At 67.2% G+C, this 26,134-nt stretch carries 18 protein-coding genes; 8 read left to right on the top strand and 10 right to left on the bottom strand.

Translation table 11 applies throughout. The features are described from left to right. The first annotated feature begins 157 nt into the window (after window positions 1-157). The 3 genes from E8P82_RS06090 (at window position 158) to E8P82_RS06080 (ending at window position 3,299) form a co-directional block, all read left to right on the top strand. The gene (locus E8P82_RS06090) at window positions 158-1,369 is read left to right on the top strand and encodes a quaternary amine ABC transporter ATP-binding protein (protein ID WP_211096814.1); all 1,212 of its coding nucleotides are present in this window, start codon (window positions 158-160) and stop codon (window positions 1,367-1,369) included. Further along, window positions 1,366-2,316, top strand: a complete 951-nt coding sequence (locus E8P82_RS06085) for an ABC transporter permease (RefSeq protein ID WP_136453605.1) — start codon at window positions 1,366-1,368, stop codon at window positions 2,314-2,316. The genes E8P82_RS06090 and E8P82_RS06085 overlap by 4 nt, the downstream gene beginning before the upstream one ends. Window positions 2,317-2,381: 65 nt before the next feature. Then, window positions 2,382-3,299, top strand: coding sequence for a glycine betaine ABC transporter substrate-binding protein (locus E8P82_RS06080; protein WP_136453604.1), 918 nt, complete (start codon window positions 2,382-2,384; stop codon window positions 3,297-3,299). Window positions 3,300-3,361: 62 nt separating this feature from the next. Here E8P82_RS06080 and E8P82_RS06075 read toward each other — a convergent pair whose 3' ends face one another. From E8P82_RS06075 to ileS, 5 genes are all read right to left on the bottom strand, one after another. Further along, window positions 3,362-4,327, bottom strand: coding sequence for an aldo/keto reductase (locus E8P82_RS06075; protein WP_136453603.1), 966 nt, complete (start codon window positions 4,325-4,327; stop codon window positions 3,362-3,364). Between the two features lie 56 nt (window positions 4,328-4,383). Continuing rightward, window positions 4,384-4,800, bottom strand: a complete 417-nt coding sequence (ndk, locus tag E8P82_RS06070) for a nucleoside-diphosphate kinase (protein ID WP_136453602.1) — start codon at window positions 4,798-4,800, stop codon at window positions 4,384-4,386. A 78-nt stretch (window positions 4,801-4,878) separates the two neighbouring features. After that, window positions 4,879-5,310 (bottom strand): DUF4233 domain-containing protein, encoded by a 432-nt coding sequence (locus tag E8P82_RS06065; RefSeq protein WP_136453601.1) that lies wholly within the window; start codon window positions 5,308-5,310, stop codon window positions 4,879-4,881. Window positions 5,311-5,317: 7 nt separating this feature from the next. Next, window positions 5,318-6,736: a bifunctional folylpolyglutamate synthase/dihydrofolate synthase gene (locus E8P82_RS06060; RefSeq protein ID WP_136453600.1), complete on the bottom strand. Its 1,419-nt coding sequence runs from the start codon at window positions 6,734-6,736 to the stop codon at window positions 5,318-5,320. Then, window positions 6,729-10,082, bottom strand: coding sequence for an isoleucine--tRNA ligase (gene ileS / locus E8P82_RS06055; RefSeq protein WP_136453599.1), 3,354 nt, complete (start codon window positions 10,080-10,082; stop codon window positions 6,729-6,731). Before ileS ends, E8P82_RS06060 begins: the two co-directional genes overlap by 8 nt. A gap of 413 nt (window positions 10,083-10,495) precedes the next feature. Here ileS and E8P82_RS06050 point away from each other — a divergent pair, with 413 nt between their 5' ends. Then, entirely contained in the window at window positions 10,496-11,824 is a 1,329-nt protein-coding gene (locus E8P82_RS06050) for a cytochrome P450 (RefSeq protein ID WP_136453598.1), read from the top strand. 260 nt (window positions 11,825-12,084) lie between these two features. Here the strand turns inward: E8P82_RS06050 and E8P82_RS06045 are convergent, their stop codons facing one another. Further along, on the bottom strand, window positions 12,085-13,833 hold the full coding sequence (locus E8P82_RS06045) for a pyruvate dehydrogenase (protein ID WP_136453597.1): 1,749 nt from the start codon (window positions 13,831-13,833) through the stop codon (window positions 12,085-12,087). 322 nt (window positions 13,834-14,155) lie between these two features. Beyond that, a complete protein-coding gene (locus E8P82_RS06040; RefSeq protein WP_136453596.1) occupies window positions 14,156-14,980 on the bottom strand; it encodes an SDR family oxidoreductase in 825 nt (274 codons plus the stop codon). Window positions 14,981-15,122: 142 nt separating this feature from the next. On the opposite strand from E8P82_RS06040, the gene E8P82_RS06035 reads away from it, so the two are divergent. Beyond that, entirely contained in the window at window positions 15,123-16,646 is a 1,524-nt protein-coding gene (locus tag E8P82_RS06035; protein ID WP_136453595.1) for a SulP family inorganic anion transporter, read from the top strand. A 24-nt stretch (window positions 16,647-16,670) separates the two neighbouring features. On the opposite strand, the gene E8P82_RS06030 is transcribed toward E8P82_RS06035, so the two are convergent. Next, window positions 16,671-17,741: an FAD-dependent oxidoreductase gene (locus E8P82_RS06030; protein WP_168796498.1), complete on the bottom strand. Its 1,071-nt coding sequence runs from the start codon at window positions 17,739-17,741 to the stop codon at window positions 16,671-16,673. A gap of 528 nt (window positions 17,742-18,269) precedes the next feature. On the opposite strand from E8P82_RS06030, the gene E8P82_RS06025 reads away from it, so the two are divergent. Further along, a complete protein-coding gene (locus tag E8P82_RS06025) occupies window positions 18,270-19,628 on the top strand; it encodes a DUF2254 domain-containing protein (protein WP_211096807.1) in 1,359 nt (452 codons plus the stop codon). Between the two features lie 75 nt (window positions 19,629-19,703). Continuing rightward, on the top strand, window positions 19,704-22,322 hold the full coding sequence (valS, locus tag E8P82_RS06020) for a valine--tRNA ligase (protein WP_136453593.1): 2,619 nt from the start codon (window positions 19,704-19,706) through the stop codon (window positions 22,320-22,322). Window positions 22,323-22,417: 95 nt separating this feature from the next. On the opposite strand, the gene E8P82_RS06015 is transcribed toward valS, so the two are convergent. Next, entirely contained in the window at window positions 22,418-23,047 is a 630-nt protein-coding gene (locus E8P82_RS06015; RefSeq protein WP_136453592.1) for a mycothiol-dependent nitroreductase Rv2466c family protein, read from the bottom strand. Between the two features lie 221 nt (window positions 23,048-23,268). Between E8P82_RS06015 and E8P82_RS06010 the strand changes: the two genes are divergently transcribed. Beyond that, complete coding sequence (locus tag E8P82_RS06010) at window positions 23,269-24,759, top strand: glyceraldehyde-3-phosphate dehydrogenase (protein WP_281275775.1); 1,491 nt, start codon at window positions 23,269-23,271, stop codon at window positions 24,757-24,759. Window positions 24,760-24,838: 79 nt separating this feature from the next. Here the strand turns inward: E8P82_RS06010 and clpX are convergent, their stop codons facing one another. Continuing rightward, window positions 24,839-26,131 (bottom strand): ATP-dependent Clp protease ATP-binding subunit ClpX, encoded by a 1,293-nt coding sequence (clpX, locus tag E8P82_RS06005; RefSeq protein ID WP_136453591.1) that lies wholly within the window; start codon window positions 26,129-26,131, stop codon window positions 24,839-24,841. Between the last annotated feature and the right edge of the window lie 3 nt (window positions 26,132-26,134).

The following is a 26,134-nucleotide window of genomic DNA, read 5'->3' as shown; positions in this document are numbered from 1 at the left end:
ATGCTTCTCCCAGGGGTATATTGACTCCTCGGTCTGTATCCGGGTCCGGGAAGGCCCTGCGACGACGCCGAATGGTCATCAGCGGATCGGCTCCGAGCCATTCAAGGTGCAGCACACGGAACAACGATGCAGCTCGAGGAGTGAGATATTCGTGCCAATGATCCAGTCCCACGAGATTTTCAAGATCTTCGGAAACAAGCCCGAGCGTGGTGTCGAAAGACTGCGCTCCGGTGCGACCCGTGACGACCTGCGCAAGGACGGACTGACCCCTGCGGTCATGGACGCCAGCTTCGACGTCGGCGAAGGCGAGATCTTCGTGGTGATGGGGCTCTCCGGTTCCGGGAAGTCGACCCTGATCAGAATGGTGAACGGCCTTCTCATGCCGACGGCGGGCTCGATGAGCGTTGCGGGTGAGGACATCACGCGCCTCCGAGGCAAGGACCTCCGACGCGTACGTCGGGAGAAGGTCAGCATGGTCTTCCAGCACTTCGCGCTGCTCCCCCACCGCACGGTCGGCGAGAATGCCGCCTACGGGCTCAAGGTGCAGGGGCTCAACCGCTCTGAGCGCGAGAAGAAGGCCGACGTCGCGCTGCAGCTGGTGGGACTGGAAGGCTGGGGAGGCTCTCTTCCCGGAGAACTCTCCGGTGGCATGCGCCAGCGGGTGGGCCTCGCCCGGGCGCTCGCGGCCGAAACGGATGTCATGCTCATGGACGAGGCTTTCAGTGCGCTCGACCCCCTGATCCGGCGCGAGATGCAGGACCAACTGGTGGATCTGCAGCACCAACTCGGCAAGACCATCCTGTTCATCACGCACGATCTCAACGAGGCGATGCGCCTGGGTGACAGGATCGCCATGATGCGCGACGGGAGGATCGTCCAGATCGGCACGACGGAGCAGATCCTCAACGACCCGGCCAACGACTACGTGGCACAGTTCGTCCAGGATGTGGACCGTACACGGGTACTCACCGCATCCGCCATCATGGAGGCACCTGTCGCCCTACTGGGAAGCGAGCAGGGGCCGCGAGCAGCCCACAGGCTCCTGCGCGAGAACCAGCTCTCCAGCCTCATGGTGGTGGGCCGTGACAAGACCCTCCACGGCATCGTCCACGAACACGAGGTGGCCGAGGCAGTGCAGCAGGGCACCGACGATCTGGACGGCGTGCTCCGCAGCGCGACGACCGTGCGTCTGGACACCACACTGTCCGATCTGATCAGCGCCGCCGCTGAGAGCCCGGCCGCGCTGGCCGTGGTCGACGAGCACGGCAAGCTCCGCGGCGTGGTCCCCCGGGTCACGCTCCTGAACGCCCTCGGCGATCCCACGACCGTCGTCGAACACGTCGGACCCGAGCAGAAGGTGATGGCATGAGTGTACCTACCAGTCAGTTCGAGGAGACCGGAGTACCCCGGGTGCCGGTCGGCGACGGCATCGAGGCGGTCTTCGACTGGGTGAACGAGAACCTGGGGGCGTTCTTCGACCTGGTCAGCGACGCCGTCTCCGGTGCCACCGAGACTCTCGCCGATGTCCTCAACGCTCCTACGCCCCTGATCCTCGTCGTTCTGTTCGCAGCCCTTGCCTGGCTGGTCAAGAACTGGAAGTTCGGCGTCGTATCGTTCATCGGGTTGGCCTTCATCATCAGTGTCGACCAGTGGGAGAACGCCATGACCACGCTGGCCCTGGTACTCGTCGCCACCGTCATCGCGCTCGTCATCGCCGTTCCGCTCGGACTGGCGGCGGCACGCTCCGACTCGGTGAGCAACGCCGTACGTCCGGTGATGGACCTCATGCAGACCATGCCCGCGTTCGTCTGGCTCGTGCCCATGGTGACCCTGTTCAGCATCGGCGTCGGACCCGGTGTCGTCGCCACCATCATCTTCGCGCTTCCGCCCGGAGTCCGCCTCACCGAACTCGGGATCCGACAGGTCGATGCCGAGGTCGTCGAGGCCGGCCACGCGTTCGGCAGCTCCCCGGGGCAGATCCTGCGCGGGATCCAGCTACCGCTGGCACTGCCCACCATCATGGCCGGGGTCAACCAGGTGATCATGCTCGCGCTGTCGATGGCGGTGATCGCCGGACTCGTGGGCGCCGGAGGCCTCGGCGGCGCCGTGACCTCCTCCATCTCGCAGCTCGACATCGGTCTGGGCTTCGAGGCGGGCCTGTCGGTCGTCGCCCTGGCCATCTACCTGGACCGCACCACGGCCGCCGTCGGCGGCGGGGCAGCAACCCGAGCACGACGCATCTCGGGCGCCCTCGGCCGCATCCTCGGCCGTTCCGGCACGACGGCTGCTCCCGTCCCGGCAGGCAGCCGTACCTGATCCTCCAGCTACTTCAGGGGCACCGTTCACCCCGGTTCCCTCCGATGAGAAAAGGAAGAAGAACGATGACGAAGAAGACGAATGTACGAAATCTCGGACTGTTCGCCGCGCTCCTGAGCCTGACCCTGGGCGCCACCGCCTGCGGAGCGGACAGCTCCGAGAGCGCCGGCGAGACCGGCTCCACGGAGGAGACCCAGACCATCACCCTGGGCATCATCCCCTCCTGGACCGACGGTCTGAGCACGGCCTACCTGTGGCAGGACATCCTCGAGGACGAAGGATTCGAGGTGGAGATCACCGAGCTCAGTGAGGCCGCCCCACTGTACACCGGCCTGTCCAACGGCGACGTCGACGTCTACCCGTCGGGCTGGCCCGATGCGACCCATGTCAAGTACATGGAGGAGTACGGGGACGACATCGAGGATCTCGGTACCTACTACGACAACGCGAAGCTCACCTTCGCCGTCCCGGAGTACACCGACATCGACTCGGTCGCCGATCTGACGGGCAATGCCGATCAGTTCGACGGCCGGATCGTCGGCATCGAGCCGGGTGCAGGGCTGACGGGCGTGACCAAGGACAGCGTCATGCCGACCTACGGTCTCGAGGACGACTACGAGCTGGTCGAGTCCTCCACAACGGCGATGCTCACCGAACTGCAGAGCGCGATCGACGCCGAGGAGGACATCGTGGTGACCCTGTGGAAGCCGTTCTGGGCCAACAGCGCGTTCCCGATCAAGGATCTCGAGGATCCCGAGGGTGCACTCGGTCCCGTGGAGGGCCTGCACACCCTGGCACGCACGGGATTCGCCGAGGACTTCCCCGAGGTGGCTGACATGATGGCCAACTTCACGCTGGACGACGAGCAGTACGGCCAGCTCGAGGACCTCGTGGTCAACGAGTTCGGTCCGGGCCAGGAGGCCGAAGCCGTCGACCAGTGGCTGGAGGAGAACCCCGACTTCGTGGCCGGCCTCCAGGGCTGACACCCACAACGACGGAACGGGAGGAGGGCCGGTGCTGCCGGCCCTCCTTCTTCCTGCGCTGCCTAGGCTGCGGGGCTGGGGAAGATACGGTCCAGCTCCGTCAGATCCTCCTCCGACGGTACCCAGTCTGCCCCGGCTGCATTCTGCCGTACCTGCCCGGGCGAGGTGGCTCCCGCGATCACCGAGCCGACCGAGGGTTGGGCGAGCAGCCACCCGAACGCCACCTGGACCTCGCTGACGCCCCTCTCGGAGGCGAAGCGGGAGAAGGCCTCGAGCTGGTCCCAGTCGACGGTGTCCAGCAGGTTCTTCCGCGAGTGGGTCAGCCGGCTCCCCTCCGGGACCTCGTTCCGGCGGTACTTTCCGGTCAGCAGACCGTTGGCGAGCGGGAAGTACGGCAGGATGCCGAGCCCGTAGGCTTCGACGGCCGGGACGACCTCCGTGTCCAGTCGCCGGTCCAGCAGGCTGTACGGATTCTGTGCCGAGATGAACGGCGTGTAGCCACCGCTGCGGGCGGTGAACTCCGCCTCCGAGATCTGCCAGCCCGCGAAATTGGAGTGCCCGAGGTAGCGCACCTTGCCACTGGTCACCAGGTCGTCGAGAGCCGCCAGGGTCTCCTCGACCGGCGTGAGCACGTCCGGGGTGTGGTACTGCAGCAGATCGATCCACTCGGTTCCGAGCCGGCGCAGGGAGGCCTCGACAGCACGCACGATGTAGCGGCGGGATCCGCGGGCGTCCCAGTCCGGCCCGTTGACCCCTCCCATGTCGAGCCCGAACTTCGTGGCGAGGACGACGTCGTCGCGCCTGCCTCCCAGTGCTCTGCCGAGCTGGAGCTCGCTCACACCCGGTTCCCTGCCATAGACGTCGGCCACGTCGAAGAGCGTGATCCCGGCGTCGATCGCTGCATGCACGACGGCGTCGGTCCCCTCCTGCGACTCGGAGGCGGTGCCCGCTCGGCCCAGATTGTTGCACCCGAGTCCGACGGAGGAAACGCTGAGTCCGGAGGAACCCAGTCTGCGGTAAGTCGTCATGGCCCTAACCTACCAACACAGTTGCCCCGGGCACACGATATATCTGCCGCTGGGCGTCAGGCGAACCAGATGCCGATCTCACGCTCCGCGGATTCGGCCGAATCCGAGCCGTGGACCAGATTCTGCTGGACGCTCACACCCCAGTCGCGCCCGAGATCGCCGCGGATGGTGCCCGGCGCTGCCGTCGTCGGCTCGGTACTGCCTGCGAGCGAGCGGAAACCCTCGATCACGCGCTGGCCCTCGAAGACCGCCGCGACGATCGGCCCGCCGAGCATGAACTCGACGAGAGGCTCGAAGAAGGGCTTGCCGGCGTGCTCGGCGTAGTGCTGCTCGAGCAGCTCGCGCGTGGCACGCAGCTGCCTGAGTTCCACGATGCTGTAGCCCTTGGCCTCGATCCGCGCCAGGATGGTGCCGGTGAGTCCGCGGGACACGCCGTCGGGCTTGACGAGGACAAGGGTCTGCTCGGTGCTCATGAATTCTCCTGGCTCTGCGTCATCGATGACGACGCGATTGATGGGATGCTGCAGTCGATTCTACCGAGGAGGCACGCACTACTCGGGGTGGGCCCTCTCCCACTCGGCCTGCAGCCGGTCGCGCTCCGCGTTCTCCCGATCCACGCGTAGGCCCTGGCGGAGCCCGTACCACCAGGTCACCGCGAACGCGGCGCCGACCAGGAACATGGCCGGTTCCAGGAACCCGCCGGCGATGATCACCAGCTGCAGTACCCAGCCAAGACCGATCCCCCACGCTCTCGTGACGACCGCGCAGGTCAGGACGAGCACCACACTCAGGATCAGCCCCGAGGTCAGGATGAGGACGGGATCGATCTCGTCGCTCCGCAGTCCGAACACGGCCAGCGTCGCGAAGAACACCACGAACGCCTCGAGTGCGAGCACGGTCGAGGCGAAGAGGACCTTCGTGGATCGGCGCTTCCTGGGCATTCCGGGGCGCCACTCGCGTTGCGCCTTCGTCATACGTGCCATGTTCTGCCTACTTCCCCAGCAGCGTCCGGGCTTCGCCGACCACGGTGACGGAGCCGGTCACGAGGATCCCCCCGGCGAGATCGTTGTTCTCCTCGGCCTTCATCACCGCCCATTCGAGTGCATCGTCGAGGCCGGGGGCGATATTGATGTTCTCCTCCGCGAAGCCGGCGGACAGAGCCGCCTGCAGGAGCTCGGCGGCCGGTACGGACCTCGGTGACGTGGACTGCGTGAGGCAGACGTCCTCGAGTGTCCCGGCCAGCTCCTCATGGAGTTCGGCGAGCATTCCAGCCGCATCCTTGTCCTGCAGAGCACCGATGACCAGGACGAGGCGGGTGAAGTCGAAGGCATCCTTGATGCCTTTTGCTGCCGCGCGGGCACCGGCAGGGTTGTGGGCGGCGTCGACGATGATGGTCGGCGCGGTACGGACCACCTCGAGTCGTCCGGGGGACGTGACCGCGCGCAGTCCGTTCCGCACGAGCGTGGTGTCCAGCTCTCGCTCTCCCCCGCCGAGGAAGGCCTCCACGGCGGCGACGGCCAGTGCCGCGTTCTCGGCCTGGTGCTCGCCGTGCAGCGGCACCAGCAGTTCGCCGTAGCGGCCGGCGAGCCCGGTGATCGACACGACCTGCCCGCCGACGGCGATGGACCGCGATTCGACGCCGAACTCGATGCCCTCGAAGCGGAACTCGGCGCCGACCTCCTGTGCCCGTTCGAGGAGCACCTGCGCAGCATCGCGGGGCTGGACGGCACTCACGAGGAAGGCGCCGGACTTGATGATGCCGGCCTTCTCCAGCGCGATCTGCTCCACGGTGTCCCCGAGAAGATCCGTGTGGTCGAGGGAGATCGGCGTGACGACGGCAACCTGGCCATCGCCCACGTTGGTGGCGTCGGTGATCCCGCCGAGCCCCACCTCGATCACGCCGACGTCGATCGGTTCGTCGGCGAAGATCGCGAACGCGAGGATGGTGATGCACTCGAAGTAGGTCAGGCGCGGCTCGTCGGCGTCGAGCAGTTCGGAGTCCACGATGTCCAGGTAGGGCTTGATCTCGTCCCAGACCCGCACGAAGGTCTCGTCGGGCACGGGCTCCCCGTCGATGCTGATGCGCTCGGTCACACGGGACAGGTGGGGGCTGGTGTAGCGACCGGTACGCAGGTCGTGGGCCAGCAGGATGCTCTCGATCATCCGCGCCGTGGACGTCTTCCCGTTGGTACCGGTGAGGTGGATGATCGGGAAGGCCCGGTTCGGCTCACCGAGGATCTCCATGGCCCGGTGCAGCGGAGCCAGCCGGGGCTCCATCTTGTTCTCGGGCGCACGACCGAGCAGTTCGGCGTAGACGCTCTCGACCGAGAACGCATCGTGATCGCTACGGTTCTCGTTCCCGGCACCGCTACCGCTGTCCCTGCCGCTGGTTGCGTTCGTGTCATCCATGGATGGACTCCTGCTTCTCGACGGTGACTTTCTCGACGGCGATGCGGAAGTCGCCGTCGGCGTCCTCGACGGCGTCGACCTGCAGCTGGAGCGTCAGGGTCTCGCTCCTGATGAGCTCCGCATTGGCTTCCAGCGCCGCAGCACGGGCCGGGTCGACCCCGATGACCGTGCTGATGCGGTCGCTGATCGACAGCTCGGCATCGCGGCGCGCCTGCTGGATCGCACGGATCGCGTCCCGCGCCGTACCCTCGGCGGCCAGCTCCTCGGTGACCTCGGTGTCGAGGACGAGGAACCCGCCGCCGGGGAGGACGGTGACGGCCTTCGACGCGGCCTCGGTGCCCGTCACGACGGTGTCGAGCGTGTACTCGTGCGGCTCGAGCGTCAGTCCGTCGACGACGACGCCGCCGTCGTCGTCCACCAGCCAGTCCCCCGACTTCGAGGCCCTGATGGCTCTCTGCACGTCCTTGCCCAGGCGGGGACCGGCAGCGCGTGCATCGACCACGAGGCGCTGGGTGATGCCGAACTCCGACGGGTCGGCGTCGGCCGAATCGACCAGGCGGACGTCCCTGAGATTGAGCTCGTCGGCGATGATGGAGCGGTACTGACCGTCCAGGGCATGGGCATCGGGGGCGACGACGGTCAGCTCGCGCAGCGGCAGCCGCACCCTGAGGTTGGCTGCCTTGCGCAGACTGGACCCGACCGAGCACACCTGGCGCGTACGGTCCATCCGGTCCACGAGCTCGGCATCGGCAGGGAATGCTGCCGTGTCGGGCCAATCCGTCAGGTGGACCGAACGGCCTCCGGTGAGTCCGCGCCAGATCTCCTCGGTGACCAGCGGCAGCAAAGGAGCCGCGACCCGGCACACCGTCTCCAGGCACGTGAAGAGCACGTCGAACGCGTCCGTGTCCTCGTCGAAGAACCGCTGGCGGCTGCGCCGGACGTACCAGTTCGTCAGGGTGTCCAGATAACGGCGGAGGGATTCGCAGGCGTCGCTGATCGTGAGGGCGCCCAGCGCACCGGTGAGATCGCGGACCAGGTTGCCGGTGTTGGCCAGGATGTACCGGTCGAGCGGGTCGGCGAGCGCCACTGCGGCGTCGGGGGTGACGGTCCTCGCCTCGTAGCCCGCGCCGTCGAAAGCCGCATTCGTGTACAGGCCGAAGAAGTGCCACACGTTCCACAGCGGCAGGATGACCTGGCGCACCCCGTCGCGGATGCCCTGCTCGGTCACCACGAGATTGCCGCCCCTGAGGATCGGGGAGGCCATGAGGAACCAGCGCATGGCATCGGACCCGTCACGGTCGAAGACCTCGGAGACGTCGGGGTAGTTCCTCAGGCTCTTGGACATCTTCTGGCCGTCGGAGCCGAGGACGATCCCGTGGCTGATGACGTTGCGGAAGGCCGGCCGGTCGAACAGCGCGGTGGAGAGGATGTGCAGCATGTAGAACCAGCCGCGGGTCTGGCCGATGTACTCCACGATGAAGTCGGCCGGGTGGTGGGTGTCGAACCACTGCTCGTTCTCGAAGGGGTAGTGCACCTGGGCGTACGGCATGGATCCGGAGTCGAACCAGACGTCGAGCACGTCCTCGACCCGGCGCATGGTCGAGGCACCCGTGGGGTCGTCCGGATTGGGGCGCGTCAGCTCGTCGATGAACGGCCGGTGGAGATCCACCTCGCCGTCGTGGTTGACGGGCAACCGGCCGAAGTCGGCCTGCAGCTCGGCGAGCGAGCCGTAGACGTCGGTACGCGGGTACTCGGGGTCGTCCGACTGCCACACGGGGATGGGGCTGCCCCAGAACCGGTTGCGGCTGATCGACCAGTCGCGCGCGTTGGAGAGCCACGTGCCGAACTGGCCGTCCTTCACGTTGCCCGGGATCCAGGTGATGTCCTGGTTCAGCTCGACCATGCGGTCGCGGATCTTCGTGACCTCCACGTACCAGGAGGACACCGCGCGGTAGATGAGCGGATTGCGGCAGCGCCAGCAGTGCGGGTAGCTGTGCACATAGCTCGACTGACGGATCAGGCGCCCTGCGGACTTCAGCACGCGCGTGATGACCCGGTTCGCCTCGAAGACCTGCAGCCCGACGATGTCCGACAACGGACCGCGCGCGAACAGGGGCAGGAACTTCGCGCCCTCGTCGACGGAGAGGATCACCTGGATCCCGGCCTGCTCGCAGATTGCCTGGTCCTCCTCGCCGTAGGCGGGAGCCTGGTGCACCAGACCGGTGCCGTCCGTCGTCGTGACGTAATCGGCCACGAGGATGCGGAAGGCATTCCGGTAGCCGCCCTCCTCCGGGTCGGCGAAGTAGTCCCAGAGCGGCTCGTACTCCAGCCCCTCGAGCTCGGCGCCGAGATGGCGGGACGTGACGGCCTCACGCGCGGCAGCGGGATCGGCGAAGCCGAGATCCTTCGCGTAGTTGCCGAGGAGGTCCTCCGCGATCAGGTACCGGACGGGAGCGTCATTGCGCACGCCTTCCACCACCACGTAGGTGATGCCCGGGCCCACGGCGAGCGCGGCATTGGTCGGCAGTGTCCAGGGTGTCGTGGTCCAGGCCAGCGCCTCGACGCCGGCGAGCTGCCGGGACAGCTCTGTGGCGCCCGCGCGGAGCGGGAAGGAGACGGTGACGGTCTGGTCCTGCCGGTCCTGGTAGACGTCCTCGTCCATGCGCAGTTCGTGGTTGGACAGCGGCGTCTCGTCGTTCCAGCAGTACGGGAGGACCCGGTAGCCGTTGTACGTCAGGCCCTTCTGGTGCAGGGTCTTGAACGCCCAGAGGACGGACTCCATGTACTCGGGGTTGAGGGTCTTGTAGTCGTTGTCGAAGTCCACCCAGCGGGCCTGGCGCGTCACGTAGTCGCGCCACTGATCGGCGTACTTCATGACCGAGGCACGGGAGGCGTCGTTGAACCTGTCGATGCCCATGGCGAGGATCTGCTGCTTGTCCGTCATGCCGAGCTGCTTCATGGCCTCGAGTTCGGCCGGCAGCCCGTGGGTGTCCCAGCCGAAGCGACGCTCCACGCGGCGTCCGCGCTGCGTCTGGTAGCGGGCCACCAGGTCCTTGGCGTACCCGGTGAGCAGGTGGCCGTAGTGGGGCAGGCCGTTGGCGAACGGCGGTCCGTCGTAGAACACGAACTCGTTCGAGCCGTCGACGCCGGGATCGCGTGCGTCGATGGAGGCCTGGAAGGTGTTGTCCTCCTGCCAGTAGCCAAGGACGCGTTCCTCGAGCTCGGACAGGCGCAGTGAGGCGCCGGTGGTCAGGTGCGCGGCATCGACGTCGGGCCCTGCTGCTGAGGACACAGCCGTCGGGGGTGCTGAGCTTGCTTTGGGGTAGATCTGCGGCATCGTTCTCATCCTGTGTGCGGCGGCGGGTGGAGCAGGAGTCCTGCCGTGAGGACGGATGCCATGGTCTCCACTCCCGGGTGCCTGACCGGGTGCGGGGGCCTGGACCCGCGGTACCACCTCACTTGCCGCCGTCGTCCGCGGTGCCGCAACACGCGGACACTGCGGGCGGGCGAGCCGCTCATTCAGGCTGTCACGGGCCGTCCCGTCCGGTTCTACCGATCGCCGTGGGGGCCGACCTTCTTCCGGAAGCTCGCCGGTGATTGCCGGGTCCGCGCTTGTCCGTCAATTCTAGCTCGCTTCCAGCCCGGTGCGGAATCGGTTGTCGAAGCCACGCCACGCCACGCCGTGCCGGGTCGCTGAAGCCCGGACCGCCACGCGTCTGGCACGCTGGGACCGACACCGCCCTCGACCGGAAGAGCCACATGAGCACCCGAGCACTGCCTACTGCTTCAGCGCTGGAGACCGCCCGGGTGGTCCTGGGGGTACTGATTCCCACCATCGCCAAGGGACCGATCATCCGCCGCCCACGCATCGTGGGTCTGGTGGCGCGATGGGATCTCGATGCGAGGGCCGTCGGCATCTTCAGGAGGCTGCAGGAGAAGTACCCGGACGGGCCCCTGCTGCTGAAGCTGCCCGTGCGCGATCAGGCCATCCTGCTCGCCCCGGCTGATGTGGATACGGTGCTGGGTGGATCACCCGAGCCGTTCTCACCGGCCAGCAGTGAGAAGCGTGCCGCCCTGTCCCACTTCGAGCCCCACAACGTGCTGATCTCCCGCGGCCCGGTCCGCAGTGTCCGGCGCGCGCTGCAGGAGCAGGTCCTCGATACGCATCATCCGGTGCATCACCTTGCAGAGTGGTTCGTCCCCGTCGTGCGCCAGGAGATGAAGGACCTCCTGGCGCGGGCGGAGCGCACCGGCACCCTGCCGTGGGATGACTTCCTCGACGCCTGGTACCGCGTGGTCCGTCGGGTGGTGTTCGGTGACCATGCGCGGGACGACAAGGACCTCACGGGCATGATCATCAGACTGCGCAAGGACGGGAACTGGGCGTTCCTGAAGCCCGTACGCTCCCGGACCCGAGCCCGGTTCCTGCAGCGCATCAGCGACGAACTGGCGAATGCGGAGCCGGGGAGTCTGGCTGCCGCGATGGCGTCCGCGCCCAGGGGCGACGGCGCCGAGCCCACCGAGCAGGTGCCGCAGTGGCTCTTCGCCTTCGATCCGGCCGGTATGGCCACCTTCCGGGCACTGACGGTCCTCGCGACGCATCCGGAGGCGCTCGCCGCGGCGCGGCGCGAGATCGACGGCGACGACTCCGGACGCCGGGTGCTGCCCTATCTCCGTGCCGCTGTCCTGGAATCGCTCCGGTTGTGGCCGACGACGCCGATGATCCTGCGGCAGACGACCCGGCCCGTGCAGTGGGAGCACGGGCTGATGCCCGACGGCTGCGGTGTGCTGGTCTACGCGCCGTACTTCCACAGGGATGAGCGCAATCTGCGCGGTGCCCACAGCTTCCTGCCGGAGCGCTGGCTGACGAACGAGGACGCTGCCTGGCCGCTCGTACCCTTCAGCGACGGGCCGGTCATCTGCCCCGGCAGGCAGTTGGTCCTGCTCCTGACGAGCGCCGCCCTGGCCTCACTGGTGGACGACCACGACTTCAGTGTCCACTCCGGACAGCGACTCGACCCCGAGCGCCCTCTTCCTGGAACCATGGACAACTACTCGATCACCCTCAGGGTCTCTGCTCGGCGCTGAGCCCCTCACGTCCGTGGATACGTGGGTTCCGGAACCTCCGGATCTCCGGATCTCCGGATTCAGCCATCCTGGGCCTCGCTCTGCGGATGACGGGACCGTAGCTGTGCCGAATCCGAGAACCTTTTCCCCGGGAGTTGCGACGTCGTCATGGCCATGCACGATGTCCTCACCGATGCCATCCGTGCCGAAGAGGAGCTCGAAGACGTACGGCTCCAGTTCGACGAACTCATCGCAGCGTCGTTCAGCAGCTGATGCGTGCGCTACGAGCGCGGGATGTTCCGCAGGTTGCTGCGGGCCATGCTCACGGCTTCGCCGGCTCCACGGTTCAGGACCACCTTGGACATGGCCGTGGCGAAACCGAGAACCTGGTCGCCGGTGATCTTCGGCGGGATGGACAGAGCGTTCGCATCGGTGATCAGCTCCACCAACGCCGGCCCCTTGTGGGCAAGGGCCTTGCGGTAGGCCTGCTTGATGTCCTTGGGATCGGTGACCCGTTCGGCGTGGAAGCCGATCGCCGCGGCGATCTGGGCGTAGTTGGTGTCGGGGACGTCCACGGCATAGTCCTGCAGCCCGTCGACGAGCATCTCGAGCTTCACCATGCCCAGCGTCGCGTTGTTGAACAGCACAATCTTCACGGGCAGTTGGTAGGTAGCGGCGGTGATCAGTTCGCCCATGAGCATCGATAGTCCGCCGTCGCCTGACATGGAGATGACCTGTCGTTTCGGGAACGCCAGTTGCGCACCGATGGCCTGCGGGAGTGCATTGGCCATGGAACCGTGGCGGTAGGAGCCAATGAGCCTCCGGGTGCCCAGCGGGTTGATGTAGCGTGCGGCCCACACGTTGCACATTCCCGTATCGGTGGTGAAAATCGCGTCCTCCGCTGCTGCCTCATCGAGCAGCGAAGCGGCGTACTCGGGATGGATGGGCGTGATCCTGTCGGCCTTGCGCGTGTAGGCGCCCACGGCCCTGTTCATCAGCGTGTCGTGCTTCTTGAGCATCTGGTCCAGGAAGCGTGTGCTCTTCTTGGGTTCGATCAAGGGCATGACCGCTGAGATTGTGGCCTGCACGTCGCCATGGACGGCCACGTCCACATCGGTCCGGCGGCCAAGGATGGCCGCGTTGGAATCCACCTGCGCGGTCCGCGTCGACGGAAGGAACTGGTCATACGGGAAGTCGGTGCCCAGCAGGACCAGCAGATCCGCGTCGGCGATACCCTCGGCGGCCGCTCCATAGCCGAGCAGCCCGGTCATGCCGATGTCGTAGGGGTTCCGGTACTGGATGAAGTCCTTGCCCCGCAGCGAGTGGCCAATGGGTGCGTTGAGCTTCTCCGCCAGCCCAATCACCTCATCGTGCGCTCCCCGCACCCCGTAACCGGCGAAAATAGCGACCTTGCCGGCGTCGTTGATGGCATCGGCCAACTCCTGCACGCTCTCATGCGAGGGCGTCACGCTGCCCTGGACCACCGGGGAGAACAAGGGAGTCTCTGCCGTGGCGTCCAGGCCCGCGATGTCGCCGGGAAGTGTGACGACGGCGACGCCTCCGCGTCCGAGCGCCTGGCGCATGGCGCTGTTCATGACCCTCGGAGCCTGGTCCGTGGTGCTGATCAGTTCCGAGTACACCGAGCATTCATTGAAGATCCGGTCCGGGTGGGTCTCCTGGAAGAAGCCGCTGCCGATCTGCACACTCGGGATATGGGAGGCAATGGCCAGTACGGGCGCGCCGGAGCGGTTGGCATCGTAGAGGCCGTTGATGAGGTGGAGGTTTCCCGGGCCGCAGGAGCCGGCGCAGACCGCCAGCTGGCCGGTCAGCTGTGCTTCGGCCGACGCCGCGAAGGCAGCCGCTTCCTCGTGCCGGACATGCACCCAGTCGATGCCGCCCTTGCGGGAACCGCCCGTTCTCCTGACGGCGTCGACGATCGGGTTGAGGCTGTCTCCGACAATCCCATAGATTCGGCGGACTCCGGCGCTCTGAAGCTGCTCGATGAGCTGGGTCGCTAGTTCCTTGGCCATATCTCGGACTCCTGACGTGCGTAAGGCTCCTGCAAGCATGCGCAACGACAGCATGCGTGGTGTCTGGGCCCAGTCTAGATGATTGATTCCAAGGGGTCGGATCGGAGTGTTGCACCCGGGGTACAGGTCACGGCCATCCAGAATCAGTGGTGTTGACCGGACTTCTGATTTCCTGGAAGGGCACAGAGGTGGCTGCGCCATGCCCGCTTCCTCAGCATCCTGGCCGGCACCCCCACGCCCGCCACCATCCGGAACCGCCGCGACGATCGGCAGCTGATGATCGCCGACAAAAACCACTGTGGGACGGAATTCGAGACATCAGCTAGCCGCGGAGCACCTTGTGGTTCGCTGCCTGCGCGAGGGGACGGAGCACGAGCTGGTCGATGTTCATGTGATGCGGCGCGTTGAGAGTGAATGCGACGGCCTGTGCGACGTCGTCGGCCGTGAGGGGGTACTCCACGCCCTCGTAGACCTTGTCCGCCGCTTCCCTGTCCCCGCCCAGTCGATTGAGGGCGAACTCCTCGGTTCGGACCATGCCGGGAGCCACCTCGATGACGCGGATGTTGTTCTCGGCCTCCTCGAGCCGGAGCGAGCGCGCCATGGCCTCCTGGGCGGCCTTGACCCCGCAGTATCCGGCGCCGCCCTCGTAGGCCGCGAGCGCGGCGGTGGAGGTCAGGAACAGCACACTCCCCTGACCAGACCCGCGCAGGGCCGGGAGCAGCGCGCGGCTCATGCGCATGGACCCGAGGACGTTGACGTCGTACATCCTCTCCCAGTCCGCGGTGACGGACTCGGACATCCGGTCCGCTCCGAACGCGCCCCCGGCGTTGTTCACGAGCGCGTGGACGGCTCCGGTGGCCGTCACCTCCTCGGCGAACGCGTCGACGGAGGCCTGGTCCGTGACATCGAGCGTCATGGCGACGGCGCCCGTCTCCGCCGCGAGCGAGCCGAGGCGATCGGCGCGGCGTGCTGCCGCGATCACGTCCCAGCCGTCCCTGCGCAGGGCACGCACCGTGGCGGCGCCTATGCCTGAGCTCGCGCCTGTGACGACGACCCGCAGTGCCGAAGGAGCTGGCTCCACCGGTGCGCCGAGCGTTCGCACTCTGTCCTGGTTGTCCTGGTTGTCCTGGCTGTCCTCGTTGGTCATGGGGTCACTGTAGCGAGCCCGCGTTAGGCTTGCAGTGGGCGCGTGCTGCGCCCCGCCATAGAGGAACCCCCACATCGGCGTGTCCGGGGTATCCGGCGCCTGCGGACATCCCCGCCCCGAATGCACCGAAGGACCACCGCGAATGCAGCCCTCCATCGACCATGCCCACGCCGGCCCGACGCCCGCCGAACGACAGTCCGTGCTCCGCACGCTGAGAAGCCCCCGGCTCCTGAAGACCGAGGTTCTCGCCGGACTCGTCGTCGCGCTCGCCCTGATCCCCGAGGCCATCGCCTTCTCGATCATCGCCGGCGTGGATCCCCGCCTCGGTCTCTTCGCGTCGTTCACGATGGCCGTGTCCATCGCGTTCCTCGGCGGCCGCCCCGCCATGATCTCCGCCGCAACCGGAGCGGTCGCCCTCGTGATCGCCCCGCTCGTGGACAGTCACGGCGTGGACTACTTCATCGCCGCGGTGATCCTGGGCGGGACGTTCCAGGTGGTCCTCGGGATCACCGGGGTGGCCCGGCTCATGCGCTTCATCCCGCGCTCCGTGATGGTCGGCTTCGTGAACGCCCTCGCCATCCTCATCTTCCTCTCACAGGTCCCCGAGCTGATCGGCGTGCCGTTCCTCGTCTACCCGATGGCCGCCGTCGGACTGCTGATCGTCTTCGGACTGCCACGCCTCACCCGGGCGGTGCCCGCCCCCCTGGTCGCCATCGTGGTCCTGACGGTCTTCGCGGTCCTCGCCGACGCCGTCGTCCCCACTGTCGGGGACAAGGGCGAACTGCCCGAGAGCCTGCCCTCCCTGATGTTCCCGGATGTACCGCTGACGCTGGAGACCCTGCAGATCATCGCCCCGTTCTCCCTCGCGCTGGCCGCGGTGGGCCTGCTCGAGTCCCTCATGACCGCCAAGCTGGTCGACGACATCACCGACACCCGGTCCAACAAGACCCGCGAGTCCTGGGGCCAGGGGGCGGCGAACATCATCACCGGCTTCTTCGGCGGCATGGGCGGGTGCGCCCTGATCGGCCAGACCATGATCAACGTCAAGGTCTCCGGCGCCCGCACCCGTATCTCGACCTTCCTCGCGGGAGTCTTCCTGCTCGTGCTCGTCGTGGCGCTCGGCGGGATCGTCGCGCTCATCCCCATGGCGGCGCTCGTGGCCGTGATGATCTTCGTGGCCATCACCACCTTCGACTGGCACAGCATCCGGCCCGCAACGCTCAGGCGCATGCCCCGCAGCGAGACCACCGTCATGCTCGCCACGGTCGTCGCAACCGTCTGGACGGAGAATCTCGCGATCGGCGTCGCCGCCGGGGTTCTCGTCGCCATGATCGCCTTCGCCCGGCGGGTCGCCCACTTCGTCACCGTGGAGCGCACCGAGACTGTGCAGGACGGCGAGCGCATCGCGACCTACACGGTGAACGGCGAGCTGTTCTTCGCCTCCTCGAACGATCTCTACACCCAGTTCGAGTACGCGACCGATCCGCAGCGGGTCATCATCGATCTGCACGCCTCCCACCTGTGGGACGCCTCGACCATCGCAGCGCTGGACGCGATCCAGGAGAAGTACCGCTCCTCCGGTACCGAGGTGCAGGTGGTAGGACTCAACGACGCCTCGACCATGATGCGCGAGCGACTGGGAGGCACGCTCGGCGGCGGCCACTGATAGATTCGCCCCTCGCCGGCGCGCTCAACCGACTGCAGGTGGCTGACGGCGCCGGGTCACCCGCCGTCGGGTGAGTCGGATCAGCAGGGACAGTGCGATCATCGCGGGTCTGCTCTCCAGCGCTGTCCGGGCATCGGCGAGCGCGGCATTCCACAGGGCGTCGTTGTACGTCGGGTAGGGGTGGATCACCGCGGCAAGGTCGGTGGTGGAGAGCTTGCGCTGCACCGCGAGGGTGAGTTCGGCCGGTGATTCACCCGCCCGAGGCCCTACGATGGTGCCGCCCAGGATCCGGCCGCCCCTGCCGATGATCAGCCGGGAGAAGCCCTCCTCCTGGCCCTCGGTGATCGCCCGGTCCGCGTGGCTGTGCTGGACGACCGACTCGCGGAGACCCCGTCCACCCACGCTGGTGACACCGACGGCCGCGACCTCCGGTGAGGTGTACGTGACGCGGGGAACGGTCAGGCTGATCGATCGGCGCAGGCCCAGGACCGCGTTCGAGACCGCCGTGCTGGCATACGCCCCGGCGACATGGGTGAGATCCGCGTGTGTGGTCACGTCTCCTGCAGCCCAGATCGTGGACGCCGATGTCCGCATGGCCGCAGATACCAGCACATGGCCGTCCTCGTCGAGATCGACTCCGAGCCCCTGAAGACCCAGCCGTCGGTGCGCGGTGTCCTTCCGGCAGTGGCTAAGGAGGACGTCCGCCCGGTAAGACGCGCCGTCGGAGGTGCTGACGACGACGGAACCGGATCCCCCGGTGTCAGCGGTGGGACCGACGGTGTGCGCCTCCACGCACGCAGCCCTGAGAGTCTCCGGCGCGTCGTCGGGCTCGACCGCCGTGATCGCGGCAGCCACTCTTCGCCGCGCGACCGCGAAGTACTCGGCGTTCGTGCCGTCGTGGTGAGCGCCGGCTGCCGCCGCCGAGAGCAGCGTCTTCGAGGGTACGCAGCCGGTCCACAGGCAGTCCCCTCCCGTGCGTGAGCGCTCCGCCGGCAGGACCTTCGCCCCGAGCTTCGCTGCCGTGCGGGCGCCGACGATCCCGGCCGTACCGCCGCCCACGACCAGCAGGTCCACGATGTCATCGATCCTGTGCATGGTTGTCGCTCCCCTCGATCGGTCACTTCCTTCGCTGCGAAGCGGTGGTACCTTTTCAGAGCCCTGGCAACCCCCGCCCGGTCGACGATCCCCGCACCAACCCGGAGGAGTGGTCATGGTCGAGAAGTACGCCCTCCTCGCCCCGCTGTACGATCTGCTCTCGGGCGAGTATCCGTTCTACCGAGCAGGCAGGACGATCGCCGTGGACTCCGTCGGGCTCTCCCGTGGTGAACATGCAGGATCCCACCGGCCACTTCGCCCTTCTCACCCCTGTGGTGAGACTCGCATGCCGCGTGGGAGGGGCGGACGTCTCGGCTCATCCCTGGCACGGTGTCGAGCGGGACTGCCACGGCGTCAGGGCCTTCTCGGCACGCGGTGGTCACCTGCAGATCCGTACAGGTACCAGGAGCGACCCTGCTCCCGACGACGCGGCTCCCTTTTGATGTTCCACAACCCCGCGACGGGGCCCACGGCCAGTACGCTGACCGCTGGAGCACGCTCGGTTCCCGGACGAACGGAAATGACGACATGGCGATGAAGAGTCTTCGGGGCGAGTCCCTGCGCGATTCGCTGCGCGCCCAACTCTGGCCTGTTCCCCTGCTGGCCATCGTCCTGGCCGTGGCGCTCGGCCAGTTCATGCCCTTCCTCGATCAGGTCCTCGACGGTGCGCTGCCGCCGACGGTCAGCGGTGTGCTCTTCGGTGGCGGACCCGGAGCAGCCCGCTCACTGCTGGAGACCATCTCGGGTTCCATGGTCACGGTCACGTCGCTGACCTTCTCCCTCACGGTCGTCACCCTGCAGCTGGCCAGCAGCCAGTTCTCGCCACGCCTGCTGCGCACCTTCACGAGCGACCGCTTCGTGCACAACACGCTGGCACTGTTCCTGGCCACCTTCGCCTACGCACTGACCGTGCTGCGCAGCATCCGGGTCGACTCCGGCGACGGTGACAGCTTCGTCCCCGAGCTGGCGGTGACCCTCGCCTTCGTCCTGACCCTCGCCAGCGTCGTCGGCCTGGTCCTGTTCCTCGCGCACCTGGCACGCCAGATCCGCGTCGAGACCATGCTGCGCGACGTGCACCGAGAGAACGACCGCACGTTGGAGCGGATCTTCCCCACGGACCGCCGCCACGAGGACGCGCCGATCCCCGCCTCCCCCGCCGAGTCCCTGCACATCACCTCCTCCGGATTCCTCCTCAGCGTGGATTGGCGCCGGGTGCTGGCCGCGGCGACGACCGCGGATGCCTTCGTGGTCATCGACTCCCACCCCGGCGCGTCGCTCATCCACGGGATGCCCTTCGCGCGAGTCTGGGGCTCGAGCGGACCGCTGAGCGCGGGCCGCTCGGCCAAGCTGCAGGAACACCTGAACGGGGCCGTGCAGCTGGGCTTCGAGCGGACCGCCACACAGGACGTGGCCTTCGGGCTGCAGCAGCTGCTCGACGTCACCAACAAGGCACTCTCCCCGGGCGTCAACGATCCGACCACCGCGGTCCACGCGCTCAGTCACCTGTCCGCCGTCCTCGCATCCATCGCTCGCCGCGCCACAGGTCCGGAGACACTGTCCGACGACGACGGGCGGCCCCGCGCCGTCCTCACGTACCCGACCTTCGTGGAGCTCCTCGATCTCGCCATGGACCAGGTGATCACCTACGCCTTCACCGATCCGCGAACAGCCGACCGCGCCGTCGCGATGCTCAGGGAGATCACGATCACGTCAGGACCGCACCGGTCCGCCGAGCAGCGCGAGGCACTGCTGCACCACCTGAGCCGCACGGGCGGCGCCATCGACGACTCGAGCCTCGACGACAGCATCAAGGAACAGCTCTCCTCCCGTGTGACCGCGATCGGGGATCTCCTCCGGGAGCCACTCCCCGTCGCCTCACGCTCGTAGTCGTCCGCACCCGCCGCCCTGCAAGGTCCGTGCACGTGGACCGTCGATCCTGCCGGGGTAGGACACAATGGAAGGATGGCCGATATCGCGCGGGGCACAGACACGCCCCCATCACACCCTGTTTCCGTTCCTGACAAGCCCGCACTGGAGGGCCTGGAGGAAAGACTGTCCCGCCAGTGGCGTGAGGAGGGCACCTACACCTTCGATCGCGACACCACGCGCGAGGCGGTCTACTCGATCGACACCCCTCCGCCCACGGCATCCGGGTCGCTCCATGTGGGTCACATGTTCTCCTACACCCAGACCGACGTCATGGCCCGGTTCAAGCGCATGAACGGCGCCAACGTCTTCTACCCGATGGGCTGGGACGACAACGGTCTGCCCACGGAGCGCCGTGTCCAGAACTACTACGGTGTGCGCTGCGACCCGTCGATCCCCTACGACGCCGACTACGAGCCGCCGGCAGAACCGCCCCGGAACCAGCGTGACTTCGACGCGATCTCGCGTCGGAACTTCATCGCCCTCTGCGAGGAACTCGCCGTAGAGGACGAGCGAGTCTTCGAGAACCTCTTCAGTACGCTCGGGCTCTCCGTGGACTGGAACCTGACCTACCGGACCATCGACGCCACCTCGCGGGCAGTGTCGCAGCGTGCCTTTTTGCAGAACCTGGCCGACGGCGATGCCTACCTCGCCGAGGCGCCGACCCTGTGGGACGTGAGCTTCCGCACCGCCGTGGCACAGGCGGAGCTGGAGGACCGCGAGCAACCCGGCGCCTACCACCGCATCGCCTTCCACGGCCGGGACGGGAAACCGGTCCACATCGAGACGACGCGGCCCGAGCTCCTCCCGGCGTGCGTTGCGCTGGTGGCCCACCCGGACGACGAGCGCTACAAACCCCTCTTCGGCAGCGAGGTGACCTCCCCGCTGTTCGACGTCGAGGTGGAGATCAAGGCGCATCCGCTGGCCAGGCCCGACAAGGGAAGTGGCATCGCGATGATCTGCACCTTCGGCGATCTGACCGACGTCACCTGGTGGCGGGAGCTGCAGCTGCCCACGCGCGCCGTCGTCGGTCGCGACGGACGCCTGCGCTCCGAGACTCCCGAGTGGATCAGCACCGAGCGTGGCCGCGGGAACTACGCACAGGTTGCGGGCAAGACGATCTTCAGCGCCAAGGAGGCAACCGTCGCGCTGCTGCGGGACAGTGGCGATCTCCAGGGTGAGCCGACGAAGGTCATGCATCCGGTGAACTTCTACGAGAAGGGCGACAAGCCCCTGGAGATCGTCTCCAGCCGTCAGTGGTACATCCGCAACGGCGGACGGGACGAAGCCCGGCGTGAGGCCCTGATCCGGCGCGGTCGCGAGATCGAGTTCCATCCGGCGTTCATGCGCTCGCGCTACGAGAACTGGATCGACGGGCTCAACGGCGACTGGCTCGTCTCCCGCCAGCGGTTCTTCGGCGTCCCGGTCCCCGTCTGGTACGCCCTAGACGCCGACGGCGAACCGGACTACGAGAGCCCCATCAGGCCGGACCTCGACTCCCTGCCCGTGGACCCGGCCGCAGAGCCGGCACCGGGCTTCGAGGAGTCCGCCCGCAATCAGCCGAACGGCTTCATCGGCGACAGCGATGTGCTGGACACCTGGGCGACGTCGTCGCTCACACCGCAGATCGTGGGTGGCTGGTCACGGGACGAGGACCTGTTCGCCAAGGTCTTCCCGTTCGATCTGCGTCCGCAGGGCCACGACATCATCCGGACGTGGCTCTTCTCGAGCGTGGTCCGTGCCGACGCGCTGCAGGACTCCGTGCCCTGGAACCACGCGGCGCTCTCGGGATGGATCCTCGATCCGGACCGCAAGAAGATGTCCAAGTCCAAGGGCAACGTCGTGGTACCCACCGATGTCCTCGAGCAGTTCGGGGCGGACGCCGTACGCTACTGGGCCGCCTCGGCGAAGCTCGGCGCGGATACGGCGTACGAGGTGAACCAGATGAAGATCGGTCGCCGCCTGGCCATCAAGCTGCTCAATGCGTCGAAGTTCGTGCTGAATCTCGGGGTCAGCGAGGCCTCGATCGGTGCCGGCTCCCTGGAGAAGGTGACGAACCCCCTGGACCAGTCCCTCCTGGCCCAGCTGCGCACCGTGACCGACCAGGCCGGCACCGCCTTCGCCAAGTACGACTACGCGCGCGCCCTGCAACTCACCGAGTCGTTCTTCTGGACGTTCACCGACGACTACGTGGAGCTCGTCAAGGACCGCGCGTACGGTGACGCGGCTGATGCCGGGACCCGGTCGGTGCAGGCCACCCTCGCGACGACACTCGATGCCCTCCTGCGCCTCTTCGCGCCGTTCCTGCCCTTCGCCACCGAGGAGGTGTGGAGCTGGTGGCGTGCCGGATCCGTCCATCGGGCACCCTGGCCCGATTCCCGCGGGCTCACCCCCCTGCCGGAGACCGCCGACGCAGCAGTGCTCACCTCCGTCGCCCTCGCGCTCGGCGGTCTCCGCAAGGCGAAGTCCGAGGCGAAGGTCAAGCAACGCACGCAGGTCCGGAGCGCCGTCGTGAGCGCACCGGCAGGACAGCTCTCCCACGTGCGGCTCGGGCTCCCCGATCTGCTCGCCGCCGGCAACGCGACGACGCTGGAGCTCGCGGTAGGCGAGTCCCTCACCATCGGCGACGTCGAACTGGTGCCCGAGGCCGGCTGAGGCTCTCGGACGGTGGAGGACCCGCGGGCGGCAGTCCTCCACCGTCCCGCTCAGCTGCGTCGCAACGATCCGTGCGGCAGCGATCCGCGCACGGGTCAGCCGAAGGCCGGATCCTCGGTACGGGTGCGCTTGAGCTCGAAGAACTCCGGGAACCCGGACATGAGAACTGCTCCGTCGAAGATCCGCCCGGCTTCCTCACCACGCGGAATCCTCGTCAGGACGGGCCCGAAGAACGCCGTACCGTTGAACGCCACCACGGGAGTGCCGACGTCGTCGCCGACCCGGTCGATGGCCTCCTGGTGGGAGGCCCGGAGCTGATCGTCGTACTCCTGGGAATGCGCGTAGCGTGAGAGCTCGGCGGGCAGGCCCACGTCGTCCAGGGACTCGGCGATCACCGCGTCGAAGTCCTCGTTGCCCTCCACGTGGATGCGGGTACCCATCGCGTCGTACAGCCGCTTGACGTACTCCTCGCCGTGCCGGTGCGCCGCGGCGGTGATCACGCGGACCGGGCCCCACCCACGGAGCATCATCTCCTGGTAGTCCTCGGGAAGATCACGTCCCTCGTTGAGGACGGACAGGCTCATCACATGCCAGTCGACGGCGATCTCGCGCACCTGCTCCACTTCCTGGATCCAGCGGGAGGTGACCCAGGCGAACGGGCACTGCGGATCGAACCAGAAATCCGCTTTCTGAACGGCTTTCCGGGCGGTGGTGGACTCGGTCATTCGATGCTCCTCGAAGGGTGGGACGGGGCCGCGGCCTTTCCGGGTGCAACCCGACCCCTCATCGGCGTATTCCGTCCTGCGACGGGCCCGGGTTTGTGCCGCGCGCCGGGAGGCGGTGTAATTGTAGGACACGACCAGTCGCTGATGCTTGGCGCTATCCCTGCGTTGCCGCCCGGCTGGGTGAGGTAGCACCGGCATGACCGGAGCAGTGAGGGATCCCGTTGACGCACCCTGACCGGACCGAGAACCACGACATCTGGCTCGAACGCGAGGAACTCGCCGAGGCCATGATCCCGCTCATCGGACGCCTGTACCGGACCAACAACGTGGTGACGAGCATCCATGGGCGCAGCCTCGTCAACAAGTCCACGATGAGCATCCTCAAGGCGCACCGGTTCGCCCGGCGCATCACCACCGAGGAGCTCCGGCTGGAGGACACCGCTCCCCTGCTGCGGATCCTCGCCGATCTCGATCTCGGTGCCGCCTCGATCGACATCGGCAGGCTGCGTCTGGCCTATGATCGCGCCGCCGACGGGAGCTCCCTGGAGGACTTCGTCCGAGCCGAACTGGCGGACATCGTGGGTCGGGGTGGTCGTGACGAGCGCACCAGCACCGACGTCGTGCTCTACGGTTTCGGGCGTATCGGGCGCCTGGTGGCGCGCCTGCTCATCGAGAAGACCGGCGGGGGCCACGGGCTGCGGCTCCGCGCCATCGTCGTGCGTCGTGGTTCTGACAACGATCTCATGAAGCGCGCCAGCCTGCTCCGGCGGGACTCCGTCCACGGCTCCTTCGAGGGAACCATCCAGGTGGACGAGGAAGCCGAGACCATCACTGCAAACGGGGTGCGGATCCAGGTCATCTACGCGAACGACCCGGCCTCCATCGACTACACGGCGTACGGTATCCAGGACGCCGTGGTCGTGGACAACACCGGTCGCTGGCGCGACGAGGAGGGACTGTCCCAGCACCTGAAGAGCACCGGGGTGGCCAAGGTCCTCCTCACCGCTCCGGGCAAGGGATCCCTGAAGAACATCGTGCACGGGATCAACCACGACGCCATCGGCGCGGACGACCGCATCATCACCGCGGCATCGTGCACCACGAACGCGATCACACCGGTCCTCAAAGCCATCAACGACCGCTTCGGTGTGGTGCACGGGCACGTGGAGACCGTGCACTCCTTCACGAACGACCAGAATCTGATCGACAACTTCCACCGCGGGGACCGCCGCGGCCGTTCCGCAGCCCTGAACATGGTCCTGACGGAGACCGGCGCGGCCACCGCGGTCGCGAAGGCCCTGCCGGAGTTCGCGGGAAAGCTCACCGGTAGTTCCATCCGAGTGCCGACCCCGGACGTCTCCATCGCCATCCTCAATCTCACGCTCGAGGAGGGCACCACGAAGGAGGAGGCGAACACGCACCTGCGGGAGATCTCGCTCCACTCCGGCATGCGCAAGCAGGTGGACTACATCGACAGCCCGGAGGTCGTCTCCACGGACTTCGTCGGCTCCCGCCGGGCCGGGATCGTGGACGGCCTCGCCACCATCTCCAACGACAAGTTCCTCGTGCTCTACGTCTGGTACGACAACGAGTTCGGGTACAGCTGCCAGGTCGTGCGCGTACTCGAGGAGATGGCTGCGGTCCATCCGCCGTCCTATCCCCTCGCCGAGACGGACGCCGCAACGGCGTCGGTGTCGGCGTCGAGTCTCTGACGCTCGGGACGCAAGATCGTGGAAGGGCCCGGCCGGTCGGCCGGGCCCTTCCACGTTCCACCCTACCCAGCGCGGAGGATCAGGCGGACTTGGTGCGTCGTCTGGCCATGACCTCATGGGAGATCAGCGTCGGTTCGGCGCGCTTGGCCACGACGTCGTCGGTGATCAGGACGGTTGCCACGTCCTCCCGGCTCGGCAGGTCGAACATGACGGGCAGGAGCACCTCCTCCATGATGGCCCGGAGCCCGCGGGCTCCGGTGCCCCGCTCGAGCGCGAGATCGGCGATGGCCTCGAGCGCTTTCGGCTCGAAGGAGAGCTCCACGCCGTCGAGCAGGAACATCTTCTGGTACTGCTTGATCAGGGCGTTCTTCGGCTCGGTCAGGATCTGCATGAGTGCCGGCCGATCGAGCTGCGTGACGGTGGTGATCACCGGTAGACGCCCGATGAACTCGGGGATGAGACCGAACTTGAGCAGGTCCTCGGGCATGACGTCGCTGTAGCTGACCTCCTCGTTGGTCAGCGAACTCAGGGGCGCGCCGAAGCCGATGCCCTTGCGTCCCGCGCGTGAGCCGATGATCTCCTCGAGACCGGCGAACGCCCCCGCGACGATGAAGAGCACGTTCGTGGTGTCGATCTGGATGAATTCCTGATGGGGATGCTTCCGGCCCCCCTGCGGCGGCACGGAGGCCACCGTACCCTCGAGGATCTTCAGCAGGGCCTGCTGCACGCCCTCGCCCGAGACGTCACGCGTGATCGAGGGATTCTCGCTCTTGCGGGAGATCTTGTCGATCTCGTCGATGTAGATGATGCCCTGTTCGGCCTTCTTGACGTCGTAGTCCGCGGCCTGGATGAGCTTCAGGAGGATGTTCTCGACGTCCTCCCCCACGTAACCGGCCTCCGTCAGGGCCGTCGCGTCGGCAACGGCGAAGGGAACGTTCAGTCTCCGGGCGAGGGTCTGCGCGAGGTACGTCTTGCCACAGCCCGTGGGTCCGATGAGCAGGATGTTGGACTTGGCGATCTCCACGTCCTCGGTGTCCAGCGCATCGGCGAGGGTGCCTGCCGCACGTGGGCCGCTACCGGACTGGATGCGCTTGTAGTGGTTGTACACCGCTACTGCGAGGGAGCGCTTCGCGGGCTCCTGGCCCACCACGTACTCCTGCAGGAAGTCGAAGATCTCGCGTGGCTTCGGAAGCTCGAACGTGCCGAGGTCGGCCACCTCCGAGAGTTCCTCCTCGATGATCTCGTTGCACAGGTCGATACACTCGTCGCAGATATACACGCCGGGTCCGGCGATCAGCTTCCGGACCTGCTTCTGACTCTTCCCGCAGAAAGAGCACTTGAGCAGATCAGTGCTCTCACCGATGCGAGCCATGTT

The organism is Arthrobacter echini, from assembly GCF_004803505.1.
Taxonomy (GTDB): domain Bacteria; phylum Actinomycetota; class Actinomycetes; order Actinomycetales; family Micrococcaceae; genus Arthrobacter_D; species Arthrobacter_D echini.
Note: the sequence above shows the minus strand (reverse complement) of the source record. Positions and strands in the feature narration are given on the sequence as shown.